Source organism: Paracoccus sp. R12_2, from assembly GCF_017744015.1.
In the GTDB taxonomy this organism is placed as follows: Bacteria; Pseudomonadota; Alphaproteobacteria; order Rhodobacterales; family Rhodobacteraceae; genus Paracoccus.
Window position 1 is genome coordinate 1 of the sequence record NZ_JAGHRA010000001.1, and the last position, 15450, is coordinate 15450.

Below are 15450 nucleotides of genomic sequence, written 5' to 3' on the forward strand. Positions count from 1 at the left end.
GCCCCCCGCCGCCCCGCATCGCCCCCTGCCCCCGCCGGGCCAGCGGATTGCGCTTGCCCGTGATGCGGCCTTCAGCTTCGTCTATCCGCATCTGATCGCGGAATGGCGCCGCCAAGGCGCGACGATTCTGCCGTTCTCGCCGCTGGCAGACGAGGCTCCGGATCCCGGCGCGGATGCATGCTGGCTGCCCGGCGGATATCCGGAACTGCATGCGGGCCGCATCGCCGCCGCGCAGAGGTTCAGAAAGGGTCTGGCGGATTTCGCACAAACCCGGCCTGTGCATGGCGAATGCGGCGGCTACATGGTTCTGGGGGCCGGGCTGGTCGATGCGGCGGGCCTGCGGCACCAGATGACCGGATTGCTGGGTCTGGAAACCAGCTACCAGAAACGCCGGATGCATCTGGGCTATCGCCATGCCAGCCTTTTGGCCCCGTTTCCGGGCCTGGCGCAAACACTGGCGCTGCGCGGACACGAGTTCCACTATGCCTCGATCCTGTCGCAACCGGATGCGCCTTTGGCACGGATTCGCGATGCCAACGGCACGGCTCTGCCCGAGAGCGGGTCCTATCGCGCCACTCCGGACGGCGGCCATGTAAGCGGCACGTTCTTTCACCTGATCGCCGGGGCGCAGAAGGCTTGACCGCAGGCGGGCTTTGCCGTCTATCTGACATTCTGATCGGTGCCCGACAGACGCAGGAAAGCGTCGGGCTTAATCGGGAATGGGGAAGGGCGGACCAAATCGCGGCGCCCGAAGCCCCAGCCGCCCCCGCGACTGTATGCGGCGAGCGTGGTTCGACATCGCCACTGGCCCGAAGGGGCCGGGAAGGCCGAACCTCACGCATCGACCCGCAAGCCAGGAAACCGGCCCTCAGCACGCAACCAGATGCCGTCGGGGATGACGGCAAAGGAGAAAGACATGCATATCGAACCCGGCGTCGTCAGCGGCGCCAAGATCCTGCTCAGCTATGCGACCGCGGCCGGCGCGGGCGCCTATACGATGAAACTGGCATGGGACGCGCTGCGCGAACGCGGTCCGGCGTCGCTGCTGATGCGCGGCGCAATCGCAACCGCGTTGGTCTTCGCGTTCTTCGAGATCCTGCCGCATTTCCCGGTCGGTGTCTCCGAGGTGCATTTCATCCTTGGATCGACACTGTTCCTGATCTTCGGCCCGGCCGCCGCTGCGATCGGACTGGCGCTGGGGCTACTGGCGCAGGGGCTGTTCTTCGCACCGTTCGACCTGCCGCAATACGGCATGAACCTGACCACGCTGCTGGTGCCGCTGTTCGCATTGCAGGCATTGGCCGCCAGGATCATCGCGCCCGGCACGCCCTATGTCGATCTGCGCTATGGTCAGGCGCTGGCCTTGTCGACGGCTTATCAGGGGGGCGTGGTCCTGTGGGTCGCGTTCTGGGCAATCTACGGTCAGGGGCTGGCCGGGATCGGTGGAATCGCGACTTTCGGCGCGGCCTACATGCTGGTCGTCCTGATCGAGCCGCTGGTCGATCTGGCGGTGCTGGCAGGCGCCAAATCGTTGCGCGGGCTGCGCGACAGCGGCCTTGTGACGCCGCGCCTATACGCCTGACCGGAACGGGACGCCGCCGCGCATGATCACACTGACCCTGATCGGCATCGGCACCGGCAACCCCGATCACCTGACACTGGCGGCGGCGTCCGAGATCGCCGCCGCCGATCTGATCCTGATCCCGCTGAAGGACGCGGGAAAAGAGGATCTGGCCGGGCTGCGGCGGTCGATCTGTGATCGCCATGCCGGGCCGCGCACGCGGATCGTCGAATTTCTCCTGCCGCGTCGCGACAGCAACGACCCCGACTATTTCCAAGCGGTGGAACGATGGCACGATGCCATCGCGGTCGCGTGGCAGGACCAGATCACCGCGCATCTTCCCGACCTTTCGGGCCGGGTGGCGCTGCTGGTCTGGGGCGATCCGGCCTTGTATGACAGCACCCTGCGCATCGCCGACCGGCTGCGCCTGCCGGTCACGCGCCGCGTGATCCCCGGCATCACCGCCATTCAGGCACTATGCGCCGCCCATGCGATGCCCCTGAACCGGATCGGCGCGCCGGTTCAGATCACCACCGGCCGTCGCCTGCGCGACCATGGCTGGCCCGAGGGCGCGGACACTCTGGCGGTCATGCTGGACGGCGGTTGCGCGTTCCTGACCCTGCCCCCGGACGACCTGTATATCTGGTGGGGGGCATTTCTTGGCATGCCGCAACAGATCCTGGATCACGGACCCTTGCCCGAATGCGGTCCAAGGATTGCACGGACCCGTGCCACAGCCCGCGCGGCGCATGGCTGGATCATGGATATCTATCTGCTGCGCCGGGCCTGACCGGAACGTCCCGACAGGGATACGCGTTCAGATAGGCCTTCGGGCTGACGGAAAGGAAATCCACCATGATGCGCCTTCTGGTTCTTGGGATCGGGCTGGCCGCTGCGGCCCCCGCGCTTGCCGCCCCCGCGACCGATCCTTTCATAGATGATCGTTCTTCGGCCGAGCGTGTTGTCACATCGTTATACAACGCGATCGACCGGCAGGAATATCTGCGCGGCTGGAGCTATTTCTCGGAAAGCACCGCCCCGCCCTACGAAGAGTTTCGCGATGGATACGCGAACACCGAGGCCGTCGAACTTCGGATCGGCGAGGTGAGAAGCGAAGGGGCTGCAGGGTCGATCCATTCGTCGGTGCCGGTCGCGCTGCGCGCCACGGCGACCGATGGCACGATCACCGTCTATCAGGGCTGCTATCGCCTGACACAGGTTCAACCCGCGATTCAGGACGCACCGCCATACAGGCCGATCCAGATAGACGGCGGCGAGCTGACCCCGACCGACCAGCCATTCGACACCGCCATGGGGCAATGCGAATGACCCATGCAGCCCGGCGCGCTCAGTACGCGGCGGTCGGCGGGACGGCGTTGGGGATCAGGACGAACTGCGACCCGGTGTTGAACGCATCGAAACCGTGGGTCCAGACATGCTGTGGCCACCAGACCTGCATCCGCCCCTCGGCCGGCATGTAGGCAGCGGTGTAAAGCGTGCCGAAGCCAGAGGCGAAGGCCGTGGAATACAAGGGCGGGCGCAGGAACACACCGATGAAGCGGTCCTGTGTCTCGGGGTGCATGGTCAGCCGGTTCAGCAGGAAACGCTGACGTTCGACCGTCGCGGTGAACCGGGCGTGGCTGGACCATTCCACCCGTTCCTGATGGTTCGTCGCAACCGGAGTGTTCGAGATGATCGTCGGTCTGTCCGGCGTCAGATAGGCCGTGATGTAACGCCGGTGCCGGTCCAGGACCGTCACGTTATAGCTCATGTGGCAGGGGACGCGCTTCAGCACCGCGGCCGCCTCTTCCAGCGTTTCGCAGGTTTGCAGGATATAGCGCAGGATCAGCGGGATCCCGAACCCCTCGCCCACCTCGCGTCGCCCGCCGAATGTCAGCGACAGGCACAGCCCAGCATCGTTCATTCCGTCGATCAGGCCGAACATGCCATCGCTCATCCCGATGACGCGCCGGCCTTGCCAGCTGGTGGACAGAAGGATCGCATCGAAGGCGGACGGGCTGTAATCGTAGTTCCTGACCAGCAGCGGGCGTTCGCCCTGCCAGATCGCCTGACTGCAGCCCGACAGATAGCGCGGCGGACAGAAGAAGCTGAGAAACCGCGCCTGGCTGTCACCGCCCCCCGCAAGTTCGCAAAGCTGGTCGTAAAGGGGCAGGATCTCGGGCATGTGACCCTGAAGCGCCAGGCGGCATTCGCGATAGGTCGGCCGCCCGGTCACCCCTTCCGAGGCCCACCATCGCCGGTAGGATGGCCAGAATGCACGGAAAAGCCCGGCCCAGATGGGGCCGGGTTCGTCTTCGCTGATCGCCTTGAAATGCAGCGACATGAAACCTGCTACATGATCTTGAATGCGGGCGGTTCCAGCGCCTGCGCCGCAGGCAGCGGCCGGGCGGAATACGCGTTCTTGATGCCGTGGATCCATTTCTGCGCACGCTCGGTCAGCTTGAATCCGGTGGTCATCGAACGGCCGCGCATCACCAGGATGCCCAGATCGGCGCCCTCGTAGCGATAGTCATCGACGCCCGAGATACGCAGGAAGAACGCCTCGTTCTCGCTTTCGACCGCGCGGCGGTGATAATCGAAGCGGTCGAAGACGACCCGCCCGTCCTCGAGCATCCGATAGATACCGCTTTGTGGTGCATCGGTGATGATGTCCACATTGTCGTCGGTATGCTTGATCACCATCTGCGACCAGCTGTCGATCATGTCGGGGTCTGCCCACCGGGCGTTCAGTTCCTCGACATCCAGCTCGAACGGTTTTTTCGAGAACGCCAGCAGATGGAACAGGAACAGCGGGGCATCGGCATGGGCGAAGGCCGCGTGGTTGGTCATGGAACTGGCCCCGGTGATGCGCGGGTTCAACTCGCCCAGCCACAGGTCGCCGGTCTTCTTGTCGATCAGGAAGTCCAGTTCGAAATAACCGCGATAGCCTTCCTTGCGCAGCTGTTCACCGAATTTGAACGTCAGATCACGCGCCTGCTGACGGGCCTTGGGCGGGAATGAAGTCGCGAAGATCTCGTTACCACACCAGCCGCCGCGATAGGGGGTCAGTTCCTTGAAGCCAACCAATTCGGTCATCAGCGGACCGACGATGGTTCCGGCCTGCGTCACGCAGCCCTCGATCGCGGACCCACGACAGTCGATCCGCTTCATGATCTTGATCTCGCCCTGACCGACGATCTCATGCTCGTGCTTGCGGAAATCGGCCTCGGATTTGATGAAGAAGGTCGTGTGACCGCTGTCGCCGAACGCCGACTGAAGCACCAAGTCATTGCCCAGACCGGCCTTTTCGCAGACCTTCTTCAGATGTGCATAGTCCTTGACCTCGGACAGGGTATTGGGAACCGACGGCACGCCGGCCTTGTTGCCGATCCTGACCGTCTCGATCTTGTTGTCGCAGCGCTCGCGCAGCTTGGCCTTGGGAAACCAGACTTCACCGCCCAGTTCCTTGACCAGCATCTCGGTCTTTTCATCGAACATCAGGAAGACGAATTTCGGCTTGCCGCCACGCCGCTTGACCAGGTCGATGACATCCTTGTGCTGAAGGAGATAGTTGTTGATATCCTCGATCGACTGGAATTCCTCATGCGGCATTTCCGAGGGGACGAACACGTTCGGGTGCCTGCCGTCGAAGCAATCCATGTAGCAGATATACTTGAAATTCTTCACCCACTCGTCGATCCCCAGCAGGTTGAAGTTGGTCGCCGAGACGAAATAGATCGGGTCCTGGTTGGTGTGGAAATAGCGCCGGATCTCTGAAATGTTCTTCAACATCTTCTTGGGCATTGGCGGTTCCTTCTCCCTGATTGTTTTTTTCTTTATCCTTCCGCAGGGCGCCCCGATGGCACCTTGCGGCAGGTCTTTCTTGCCGTTTCCATCCCTGTCAGCCTTGCGCGCATCCGGGCGCGACGCAAGGGCACAGTCACGCCCTCGCGTCGCAGCGGATCATTCCTTGGTGCCCTGCGCCAGCGGGAAGGGTGCCAGGTTGTCGCGATACCCGGCGCGGCCGAAGGCCTCGACCCGCGTCTGATCGGCGGTCTCCAGCGCGGTGCGGGGATCGGTGGATTGCAGTCCGGCCGCCGAACCCTGTCCCGGCGTCACCAGCGGACCCAGCGTCTTCAGATAGGCGTCAACGCCGCTGTCGCGGTCATAGACCGAGAAATCGGCATCCCGGTCGCGAAAGCTTTTCAGCACCTGCCCAAGGCCTTTCATGCCGGTTTCGCGCTGACGGCGAACCAGTTCCAGATCGACCTCGATGGGGAAGATATCCTCTTGCCCCGCGGACTGATGCAGGACCAGCGAGGACGGGTCCACGACCAGTGACTTGCCGACGCCGCCTGCGCCCAGCCCGTTCACATCGAAGACATAGCACTGGAACTGTGCCGCCGTCGCCCGCGCGATGGCCAGCTCGGCGTCGCGGTCCGTCGTGCCGGTCAGGACCGGGTGCAGCAGCACCTCGACGCCCTGGCTGGTCAGTTGGCGGGTCGTCTCGGGGAACCAGATGTCATAGCAGATCGACAAACCGAAACGGCCCACCTCGGGGACGTCGAAGATGCAGAACTGGGTGCCTGCCGAGATGCCTTCCTCGTAGGGCCGGAACGGGAACATCTTGTCATAGGTGGACACGATCTCGCCCTCGGGGTTGATCACCACCGAGGTGTTCATGATCCGCCCGTCCTGCAGCTTCTGAAACATCGAGCCGGGGATCAGCCACAACTTGTATTGCCGGGCCTTTTCCTGGAACCGCTCAAGCGCCTCGTTCGGGAAGGGCTGGGCATAGCGGTGCAGGGGACCATAGGGCGCCAGTTCGCTGAACAGCGCCATCTGGGTCCAGGGAAACCGGGCCATCAGGATATCGACGCGGTGCAGCATCGCCTCGACATTCGAGTGCAGCGCGTCGACATGCATCTGGATGCCGGCAATCGCGAAGGGTGTCATTTTCGTTCTTCTCCAGTTTCGTCTCGCGCGTTGCGACCGCCGGGACGTGTTCATGCGTCGATTTGATGACGCTAGTTCTTGCCAGTCGCCGTCTCAAGCGTCCTTGTAGGGCGGGTCAGCGGCGATCTCGGCCGACGATGCAACACCGCCCGAACCCATCCCGTTCCGCAAAGGCCGCTGCGTCCCTGAAACACGGCACCCCGCCGCGATGATGGCGGCGGGGCTGTCAGTTCAGGCAACTGCGCGAAGGAACGGGCCGATCAGATCAGGCCGCCGCCGCACGGGCGTCCTGCGCGGCCTTGGCGGCGCGCAGCGATTCGGACAGCGCGTCCAGCGCTTCGTCGAAGATCGCGTCCTCGATGGTGATCGGCGACAGGAACCGGATCACGTTGCCGTAAACGCCGCAAGTCAGCAGGATCAGGCCGCGTGACATCGCCTCGTCACGCACGGCGGTGGCCATCTGCGGCAGGGGCGTGCCATCCGCATCGATGAATTCGGCGGCAACCATGAAGCCCGGACCGCGCACATCGGCCAGTTCCGGCACTTCGTTCCTCAGCGAGGACAGCCGCGATTTCAGCGCGTCGCCCAGTTTCTGGGCCCGCGCGCACAGATCTTCGTCGCGGATCACGTCCATGACCGCCAGCGCCGCCGCGATGCCAAGCGGGCTGCCGCCATAAGTGCCGCCCAGTCCACCGGGCTGGGGCGCGTCCATCACCTCGGCGCGGCCCACGACGCCCGACAGCGGATAGCCGCCGGCAAGGCTTTTCGCCATCGTGGTCAGATCGGGGGCGACATCGTAATGCTGCATGGCGAACAGCTTGCCGGTCCGGGCAAAGCCGGTCTGCACCTCGTCCGCGATCAGCAGGATGCCGTGCTTGTCGCACAGCGCGCGCAGCGCCGTCATCAGTTCGGCCGGGGCCGGATAGAAACCGCCCTCGCCCTGAACCGGCTCGATGATGATCGCCGCAACGCGGGCAGGATCCACGTCGGATTTGAACAGCCCCTCGATCGCGGCCATCGAATCGTCTGCGGTGATGCCATGCGGCGCCATCGGGAAGGGAACGTGCCAGACATCGCCCGGCATCGCGCCGAAACCGGCCTTGTAGGGCTGAACCTTGCCGGTCAGCGACATTCCCATGAAGGTCCGGCCGTGGAACCCACCGCTGAACGCGATGACCCCCTGCCGCCCGGTGAAGGCGCGCGCGATCTTGACCGCGTTCTCGACCGCCTCGGCACCGGTTGTTGCGAACAATGTCTTCTTGGCGAAATCGCCCGGCGCGGCGGCATTCAGCCTTTCGGCCAGCTCGACATAGTTTTCGTAGGGCGCGACCTGATGGCAGGTGTGGCTGAAATGATCGATCTGTGTCTTGACCGCCTCGACCACGCGGGGATGGCTGTGGCCGGTGTTCACGACGGCGATGCCCCCGGCAAAGTCGATATAGCGATTCCCCTCGCTGTCCCACAATTCGGCATTCTTCGCGCGTTCGGCGAAGATCGGCGTGGCAACACCCACGCCGCGCGCGATTGCGGCGGAACGGCGGGCGGAAAGTTCTGCGTTGGTCATGGCGTGACTCCTGAAATTCTGCTCAATATATTAATCACGGCGATCAGCGGGGCAAGATCTTTCGCGGCGTCGCACCAGGAAGTGAGCTTTTCCCGCACCGCGACAGCGGCTAGGGAAAACCGGGTCGGACGAGGCAGGACATGAGCGATACGGATTTCGACATCGGCACGCGGCTGCGCCTTCTGAGGCAGGACAGACGCCTGTCGCAACGCCAGCTTGCCGCCCGCGCGGGCGTCACGAACGGGCTGATCTCGATGATCGAACAGAACAAGATCAGCCCCTCGGTCGCCAATCTGAAGAAGATCCTGGACGGGCTGACCACAAGCATGGTCGATTTCTTCATGGAAACCGAAGAAGAGCCGCGCACCTTCTGGGCGCATGACGAACTGCCCGAGATCCGGTCGGCAACCGTTCACGGCCCCGAGGCGACCGCCGCCAAGCTGTCGCTGCTGCGCATCGGTCGTGCGGACCGGAACAGCCTTATGATGCTGCACGAATCCTACGACCCCGGCGCAGATACGGGCGAGACGCTTTACAGCCACGAGGCGGAAGAGGCCGGGATCGTGATCGAGGGCCGGATCGAGATCACCGTCGGCGACGAGGTGTCGGAACTTGGGCCGGGCGATGCCTATATCTTCGACAGCCGCCGTCCTCACAGGTTCCGCAACACGGGCGACACGCGCTGCGTGATCGTCAGTGCCTGCACGCCGCCAACATTCTAGGCCGCGCGCAGGACAAGGTCAGCCCTTTTCCTTCTCGACCCGCTTCAGCGCCTCGGCGGTGAATACCCGCAGACCAAGGTCCGGCCGGTATCCGTGGATCTCGCTGACATCCAACGCCCGCATGAAGGTCAGGATTTCGCGGCTGATGACCTGACCGGGCACCAGGATCGGGAACCCAGGCGGATAGGGAATGATGAACGAGGCGGACACCAGTTCCTCGCCGCTTTCCAGCTTTTCCTTCAGCGCCTGATCCAGGTCCAGATAGTCGCAATTGTCTTCGTCATAGGCCAGAAAGAACGCGCTGCGGATATCCCCCTCGGGCGTGTCGCCGTCGCGGAACGCCGTGTGGAACCGGCTGAAATCGGGCAGCGGCGGAACCTGTTCGACAAGGCTGTGCACGCGCGCATCGAAGGAACGACGTTCCATCTTGGACGCATCGTCCAGCAGATCCTCAAGGTCCTTGGCGATGCTGACCAGCACTTCGATCAGATAGGCGATCGAGGATCGCGTCGTGCCGATATTGGTCATGAACAGGACGCTGTTACGCGAGGTCTTGTTGATCTGAATCCCGTGCTTGTCCATCAGGATCTGGGTCTTGAACGTATCGCCGTCCCAGCCCGTGCCGCCGACGGCCAGCGTGACCTTGGTCGGATCCAGCACGAATTCGTCGGTCGCCCAGTGGTCCCAGCTGTCCTGCCAGCCGCGCTTTGAATCGTAGTAGGCTTCGACGCCGCTTTCCCGATAGCCGTCCGGGATCATGTCTGCCAGCGTCAGAACCTTGAAATACTTGGACAGCAACGGATGCGTGCCGATGGCGCGCCGCAGCGACATCGCACTTTCGATCTGGCGCTGGACGAACTCGTATCCCTCAAGCTCGACCTGACGGCGGCCGACATCCAGCGATGCGATGATCTGATAGTTCGGCGAGGTCGAGGTGTGGGTCATGTAGGCTTCGTGAAAGGCCTGCTCGGTCTCGCCCTTGAAGTCCTGGTCATAGACATGGATCATCGAACCCTGACGCAGCGAGGTCAGCGTCTTGTGCGTCGATTGCGTCGCATAGACCCTGACCCGCGCATCCGGGGGTGCGATCAGCCGCGTGTTCAACATTTCTTCGTCTTCGGCATCCTTCAGCTTTTCCTGTTGCGCCTCCCACGCATGCACGCGTTCGGGCGCGCGCAGCGCGCGGCGCAGATTGGCAGCGGTGGCCATCGCGGTGCGCTGACGGAACGCCGGATTGAAGCGCGCGAAGGCGAACCATGCCTCGTCCCACAGGAAGACGAGATCCCTCTTGATCGCCAGGCATTCCTCCATCACCCGTTCGACATTGTAGATCAGTCCGTCAAACGTGCAGTTGGTCAGCAGGACCATTCGGACCCGGTCCAGCTTGCCCTCGGCCTTCAGTTCCAGCAGCTTGTGCTTGATCTCGCGGATGGGCACGGCACCGTACATGGAATACTGGTGCAGCGGATAGCTGTCCATGTAGACCACGTTCGCCCCGGCCAGCACCATGCCGTAGTGGTGCGATTTGTGACAATCGCGGTCCACCAGCACGATGTCGCCCGGCCGGATCAGGGCCTGCACGACGATCTTGTTGCAGGTCGAGGTGCCATTGGTGGCAAAGAAGGTCTGTTTTGATCCAAAGGCGCGCGCTGCCGATTCCTGCGCCTTCTTGATCGGGCCGCGCGGCTCCAGCAGGCTGTCCAGGCCGCCGGACGTCGCCGAGGTTTCGGCCAGGAAGATGTTGGGGCCATAGAAGGCGCCCATGTCCTGAATCCAGTGGCTGCGGGTGATCGACTTTCCGCGACTGATCGGCATGGCATGAAAGACGCCCGTCGGCTGCTTGGAGTATTCCTTGAGGGCGGTGAAAAACGGTGTCTTGAAACGGCTGTTGACGCCTCGCAGGATGTTCAGGTGCAGCTCAAGGAAATCTTCCTGATTGTAGAAGACCCGCCGGCACCCGCCCAGATCCTTTGCAGCGATGGTTTCCGCCGATCTGTCGGTGACAAGATATGTGTCCAGTTCGGGGCGGATGCGATGGACCAGCCTGCAGGTCTCGGCGCCATATTCGTCGGGATGCAGGGCATCCACCTCTTCTTCGTCGCTGGCACGGCGCAGATACTTGTTCAGGATCTCGACATTGTTGCGCGACTTCAGCGCCAGCCCCGGGCGCACGACGACGGCTTGCACGTTGTAATTGAACAGAATGCCGATCAGCGCGTCTTCCAGGCTGGGGACGATGACCGGTTCATAGACAAAGGCATCCTCGGGACGGCGGGCGCGCTGCAGGTTCGACCGCAGCCAGCGTTCCTGATGTTCGTTCAGGTCGTCGACGATCAGGACCTCGAAATACGGACGACCCAGCGCCCTGGCATCGGGCGAAAGCGCCACTTCATCCTCGAAATCCTCGGCCTCGCCGTCTTCCGAGGTCAACTGAATCGTCCGCCGGCGATAGGCACCCGAAATCAGCGCCCGTGCTGCACGCCGCACGGTATGCGAGAAATCGGGGATCTTTCCCTGATCCAGCAGCCGCCGCATATAGGCAAAGGCCGTGGCGCCCGGAAATGCCCAATAGGTTTCGATCGGGGCCAACGCCTCGAAAAGTTCCTCGGCCTCGACAAGGCGTTTGCGTCCGCGCCGGCCTTCGGCGCCATGCAGGGAAAGCTCTTCGGCGATGTCGCGCAACGCGCTCCAACGGTCTGATCGCAGCTGGGTGGCGCTGTAGTAGTCGCCGATCCGCGACAGCTTGGTGGCGATTGGTGCTGCCCCGTCGCGGTGTTGTTGGTCGTTCATGTGCGGTTACCCCCGGTCTTTCGCGTCATGCGCGGTCGGTGCTTTGGCACCTTGTTCACCAAGGATGGCCCACAAATACGGGAACACACAATCGCTAAAAACTTTGCCGCGACCGTGCCGCGCGGCAGCATCTTCAGTTTCGCGACGGGTAAATGCCTTCCAGCGCGATGATGAAGGTCACGCCAGGGACAGGGTCCGTCATGCGCGCGGCTGCTTGCCCGGTCGGTACAGGCTGCGTCGGTCCCTGCTGTCTCGCGCCGTCACTGTCTGGTGCCTCGACGGAAGGCCCCTGGCCTTTGGGACGCCCACGCAGATCCGGCACTCCGAAGGTCTCGCGCCCGTCGCCGCCATGGGCCGTGCCAAGAAGGCTGTAGAGCAGCTGATACCGCTCGATCGGCAGCAACCGTCCGTCGCAAGGGGCCCATCCGCGCGGCGCGAATGTTCCGGCGAACATCACGATCTGCCCCACCAGTGGTTCCATCACCGCGCTCCGCATTCTGCCTCTTGAAAGTCCTGCCGCAGTCGACGGCCACTTCTGATTAATACGCAGACATGCACGCTTCTGTGTCCCAGCGCACAGAAACCGATCTTGTCCTGCACTAGCCTTATGGTTGAACCCGGGTCGGGCCCGAAGTTTCCCATTCGGCGCCATTAGCGGATCGGGTTCGATGTTCAGACGGGCCGGGGGTGCGGCCTGTCCGGTAAACGGTACCTTGACCTGCGAATTTTTCTGGGGCGCGGGTCGGCGGGCGGTCGTCGAAAGGCAACCGTCCGTTTCTTTTTACGTCGTCACCGCGCCCGACCGGAACTGAACCGTTCCTTTTCGCTTCACAAGCGCGCCCGATCTGGTCCATCGTGCCGCCAAGCTTCGATATTTTCACGATAATTACACAGACGGGGTCGACATGTCATCGCCACGCCAGAAAATCGCGATCATCGGTGGCGGGGTCGGTGCGATCACCGCCGCCTATGCCATCACGCAATTGCCGAACTGGCAGGATCGCTATGACCTGACCATCTATCAGATGGGCTGGCGGCTTGGCGGCAAGGGGGCCAGCGGTCGAAACGCGGAGATGGGCGAACGGATCGAAGAACATGGCCTGCATATCTGGGCGGGCTTTTACGACAACGCCTTCCGATTGATGCGCGACTGCTACGAGACGATGGCACGCGACGGCTTGCGACGGACCGACGCCCCGCTTGGCACGCTGGAGGCCGCGTTTCACGGCCTGGACTATTTCTTCCTGGCGGAAGATGTGCAGCTGCCCGACGGCACCATGGCGCTGCATCCGTGGCGCATCGACTTTGCGGCGAACACGCAGCAGCCTGGCAGCGGCGGGGTCGTCCCCTCACCCTATACGCTGTTCCGGATGCTGCTGGACCGTATCGCGCAGCTTCTTGAGGGATCGGGCAGCCCGGCCCTGGGTGCATGCCAGGTGTCGGCGCAGTTCCAACCCGCGTTCCGGGACCGCGGACTGCCCCTTGTCGCGCCATCGCCCCTGCACCACCTGCGCGCTTATGCCGAAAGTCTTCCCACGGATGCGCGTCATCACAGCCGGTCCGAAAAGGCCGCTCTTGCGGCTTTGGTGGCCGAGACGCAGAACTGGCATGGCGACCTGTTGGCGCAGCTGCCCGAAGGCGACGCCTCGCGCCGGCTGCATTACCTGATCGACCTGTCGCTGGCCTTCGCGCGCGGCACGATTGCCAACGGCTGCTTTCTGCAAGGCTTCGACGCCATCGACGATTGGGAAATCAGCGCATGGCTGCTGCATTACGGGGCATCGCGGCAATCGGTATATTCCGCGGTTTTCAGGGGCTGCTATGATTATGTCTTCGGCTATCCGGGCGGGGTCACGGATCACCGCAGCGTGGGGGCGGGCACGGCGATACGCGGCCTGCTGCGGCTGGCGTTCTGTTACAAGGGATCGCTGTTCTTCAAGATGCAGGCCGGCATGGGCGACACGATCTTCGCGCCCTACTATCAGGTCTTGCGCCATCGCGGCGTCAGGTTCCGGTTCTTCAACGCAGCGACCAGGCTGGTGCTGAACCACGACCGCAGTGCGATCGATGCGGTCGAAATCGTCCGGCAGGCCAGCGTCGCCGGCGACGAATACGACCCGCTGCGCGACGTCGCAGGGCTGCCCTGCTGGCCGTCACAGCCGCTATGGGATCAGATCAGCGACTGGTCTGATCCCGATTTCGAATGCGAAAAATCGCCGCCACGCGGCCACGCCTATACGCTGCGGCGCGGGCAGGATTTCGACCAGGTCATCCTTGGTGCCTCCCTGGGGTCCATGCCTTACCTGGCGTCCGAACTGCGCGATGCCTCGCCCCGCTGGCAGGCGATGATGGACAAGGTCCAGACCGTCGCCACCCATGCCGCGCAGTTCTGGACCGACAAGACGCCAAGGGAACTGGGGTGGAACGGGCTGGTGGCGCAGCACAATCCCGGCGACCAGACCCACCTGCAAACCGTCATCACCAGCTTTGCAGAGCCGCTGGACACATGGGCCGACATGTCCGACCTGCTGCCGCGCGAGACATGGCCGGATCCGCCGCCCAAGGCGATCGCGTATTTCTGCAGCCCCGCCCATGACGCCGGTGTCGACCATGGCACGATGGAACAGCGCAGCAGGGAATGGGCCGACAGCCAGCTTGTCCGCATGTGGCCGGGCGCGCAGAAAGACGGGCGCTTCGACGGCCAGATCCTGCACAGCATCGACGGTGGCGATGACGATGCGCGTTTCGCCGCGCAGTATTATCGCGAGAATTTCTACGGCTCGGAACGCTATGTGCTTTCGGTGCCGAACAGCGTGCAATACCGGCTGCCGCCGGACGGATCGGGCTTCGAGAACCTGTATCTGGCGGGCGACTGGACGCGATGCGGCATCAACGCGGGATGCGTCGAGGCGGCGACGATCTCGGGGTTGATGGCGGCGCGCGGCCTGACCGGCGCGGATATCCAGATCACCGGTGAAGGTGATCTGGCACCTGATGCCGGGCCGGGCGACGCCACGCGACTGGCCAGCCCCTATGCGCAGACCGCGCCCTGGCCCGTCACGCCGTTCTACGGCACCGGCAGTATCGATGGGTTCTTCAGCTTTCACGCGGTGGATTCCGCCGCCCTGCAAGCGGTGCTGCCGGACGGGATGCACCTGCTGCCGCAAGGCCTGACGCCACCGGGAACCCACCCGGTCGCCTTGCTGGCAAACCAGCAGGTCGGGGTGCGCATGTCGGTCCTTCCCCGCCTGCTGGGATATCGCGACTATTTCGAGGCGATCGTCGCGATCAACTGGGTGGGGATCGATGGTCAGGACGGCATCTTCAGCTATCTGCCGAACCTGTATCTGAACAGCCGCGCGCCGCAACTGGCCGGTGTGTGGATGTATGGATTCAACAAGCGCATGGGCCAGCTTCGGATGGACAACAGCAGCTACCATGTCGCCTCGCCCCAGGCTGCGCCCATCTGGTCGGGACGATATCAGCAGCCGGGTTTCGCGCAGGCGCTGATGGATTCACCCGAATGTGCGGCGGTCGAGGCGCTGTGCCAGCAGGTCGTGGTCAGCCAAAGCCGGTTCGGCGGCTGGCACTATTCGGCCTTCGACTTCAATCTTACTTCGGCACGCGTCGCTCCGGTATCGGCCCGGATCACGGTTGCCGATGCCACGCTGGCCAACCTGCCCGAAGGGGAAATGAGTGCCAGACCGTTGTCGATGCAGCCGGGCCCGGCGGCGTTTCGCGACCACGGGCTGCCCGGCGCCTTCCGCATCTGGACCAGCTGGACACTTTCGAATCCGTTCGACAGCCATCGCCTTGCGGTGCTAGAGGCAGAACGCTCCCGCTTGCCGTGACGCACG

At 63.5% G+C, this 15450-nt stretch carries 11 protein-coding genes, 1 pseudogene and 1 riboswitch; of the genes and pseudogenes, 6 read left to right on the top strand and 6 right to left on the bottom strand.

All coding sequences use genetic code 11. The features are described from left to right. The 4 genes and pseudogenes from J7359_RS00005 to J7359_RS00020 all read left to right on the top strand — a co-directional run. Positions 1-640: pseudogene (locus J7359_RS00005) on the top strand (cobyrinic acid a,c-diamide synthase); the annotation flags it as partial. A 19-nt stretch (positions 641-659) separates the two neighbouring features. Next, a riboswitch (cobalamin riboswitch) is annotated at positions 660-885 on the top strand. Between the two features lie 31 nt (positions 886-916). Continuing rightward, positions 917-1582 (top strand): energy-coupling factor ABC transporter permease, encoded by a 666-nt coding sequence (locus J7359_RS00010; RefSeq protein WP_209054484.1) that lies wholly within the window; start codon positions 917-919, stop codon positions 1580-1582. A 22-nt stretch (positions 1583-1604) separates the two neighbouring features. After that, positions 1605-2351, top strand: coding sequence for a precorrin-6A synthase (deacetylating) (cobF, locus tag J7359_RS00015; RefSeq protein WP_209054485.1), 747 nt, complete (start codon positions 1605-1607; stop codon positions 2349-2351). Positions 2352-2416: 65 nt separating this feature from the next. Beyond that, the gene (locus tag J7359_RS00020; protein ID WP_209054486.1) at positions 2417-2890 is read left to right on the top strand and encodes a hypothetical protein; all 474 of its coding nucleotides are present in this window, start codon (positions 2417-2419) and stop codon (positions 2888-2890) included. A gap of 19 nt (positions 2891-2909) precedes the next feature. Here J7359_RS00020 and J7359_RS00025 read toward each other — a convergent pair whose 3' ends face one another. The 4 genes from J7359_RS00025 to J7359_RS00040 form a co-directional block, all read right to left on the bottom strand. Beyond that, positions 2910-3905 carry a C45 family peptidase gene (locus J7359_RS00025; RefSeq protein WP_209054487.1) on the bottom strand — a complete coding sequence of 332 codons (996 nt, stop codon included), beginning with the start codon at positions 3903-3905 and terminating at the stop codon, positions 2910-2912. An 8-nt stretch (positions 3906-3913) separates the two neighbouring features. Continuing rightward, entirely contained in the window at positions 3914-5365 is a 1452-nt protein-coding gene (locus J7359_RS00030; RefSeq protein ID WP_209054488.1) for a biotin carboxylase, read from the bottom strand. Between the two features lie 159 nt (positions 5366-5524). Beyond that, positions 5525-6517, bottom strand: coding sequence for a carbon-nitrogen hydrolase family protein (locus J7359_RS00035; RefSeq protein ID WP_209054489.1), 993 nt, complete (start codon positions 6515-6517; stop codon positions 5525-5527). A 265-nt stretch (positions 6518-6782) separates the two neighbouring features. Further along, positions 6783-8081, bottom strand: a complete 1299-nt coding sequence (locus J7359_RS00040; RefSeq protein WP_209054490.1) for a 4-aminobutyrate--2-oxoglutarate transaminase — start codon at positions 8079-8081, stop codon at positions 6783-6785. 140 nt (positions 8082-8221) lie between these two features. On the opposite strand from J7359_RS00040, the gene J7359_RS00045 reads away from it, so the two are divergent. Further along, a complete protein-coding gene (locus J7359_RS00045; RefSeq protein WP_209054491.1) occupies positions 8222-8803 on the top strand; it encodes a cupin domain-containing protein in 582 nt (193 codons plus the stop codon). Between the two features lie 18 nt (positions 8804-8821). On the opposite strand, the gene J7359_RS00050 is transcribed toward J7359_RS00045, so the two are convergent. Then, positions 8822-11593 (bottom strand): aminotransferase class I/II-fold pyridoxal phosphate-dependent enzyme, encoded by a 2772-nt coding sequence (locus J7359_RS00050; RefSeq protein WP_209054492.1) that lies wholly within the window; start codon positions 11591-11593, stop codon positions 8822-8824. Between the two features lie 133 nt (positions 11594-11726). Further along, positions 11727-12074 carry a tail fiber protein gene (locus J7359_RS00055; protein ID WP_247740081.1) on the bottom strand — a complete coding sequence of 116 codons (348 nt, stop codon included), beginning with the start codon at positions 12072-12074 and terminating at the stop codon, positions 11727-11729. Between the two features lie 424 nt (positions 12075-12498). Here J7359_RS00055 and J7359_RS00060 point away from each other — a divergent pair, with 424 nt between their 5' ends. Continuing rightward, complete coding sequence (locus J7359_RS00060) at positions 12499-15444, top strand: NAD(P)-binding protein (RefSeq protein ID WP_209054494.1); 2946 nt, start codon at positions 12499-12501, stop codon at positions 15442-15444. The last annotated feature ends 6 nt before the right edge of the window (positions 15445-15450 follow it).

What these genes read in the sequence shown, in the direction of transcription:
- J7359_RS00020 (WP_209054486.1), top strand. Translation starts at nt 2,417, where the DNA reads ATGATGCGCCTTCTGGTTCTTGGGATCGGGCTGGCCGCTGCGGCCCCC.
- cobF (WP_209054485.1), top strand. Translation starts at nt 1,605, where the DNA reads ATGATCACACTGACCCTGATCGGCATCGGCACCGGCAACCCCGATCAC.
- J7359_RS00025 (WP_209054487.1), bottom strand. Translation starts at nt 3,905, where the DNA reads ATGTCGCTGCATTTCAAGGCGATCAGCGAAGACGAACCCGGCCCCATC.
- J7359_RS00010 (WP_209054484.1), top strand. Translation starts at nt 917, where the DNA reads ATGCATATCGAACCCGGCGTCGTCAGCGGCGCCAAGATCCTGCTCAGC.
- J7359_RS00035 (WP_209054489.1), bottom strand. Translation starts at nt 6,517, where the DNA reads ATGACACCCTTCGCGATTGCCGGCATCCAGATGCATGTCGACGCGCTG.
- J7359_RS00040 (WP_209054490.1), bottom strand. Translation starts at nt 8,081, where the DNA reads ATGACCAACGCAGAACTTTCCGCCCGCCGTTCCGCCGCAATCGCGCGC.
- J7359_RS00045 (WP_209054491.1), top strand. Translation starts at nt 8,222, where the DNA reads ATGAGCGATACGGATTTCGACATCGGCACGCGGCTGCGCCTTCTGAGG.
- J7359_RS00050 (WP_209054492.1), bottom strand. Translation starts at nt 11,593, where the DNA reads ATGAACGACCAACAACACCGCGACGGGGCAGCACCAATCGCCACCAAG.
- J7359_RS00055 (WP_247740081.1), bottom strand. Translation starts at nt 12,074, where the DNA reads ATGGAACCACTGGTGGGGCAGATCGTGATGTTCGCCGGAACATTCGCG.
- J7359_RS00060 (WP_209054494.1), top strand. Translation starts at nt 12,499, where the DNA reads ATGTCATCGCCACGCCAGAAAATCGCGATCATCGGTGGCGGGGTCGGT.
- J7359_RS00030 (WP_209054488.1), bottom strand. Translation starts at nt 5,365, where the DNA reads ATGCCCAAGAAGATGTTGAAGAACATTTCAGAGATCCGGCGCTATTTC.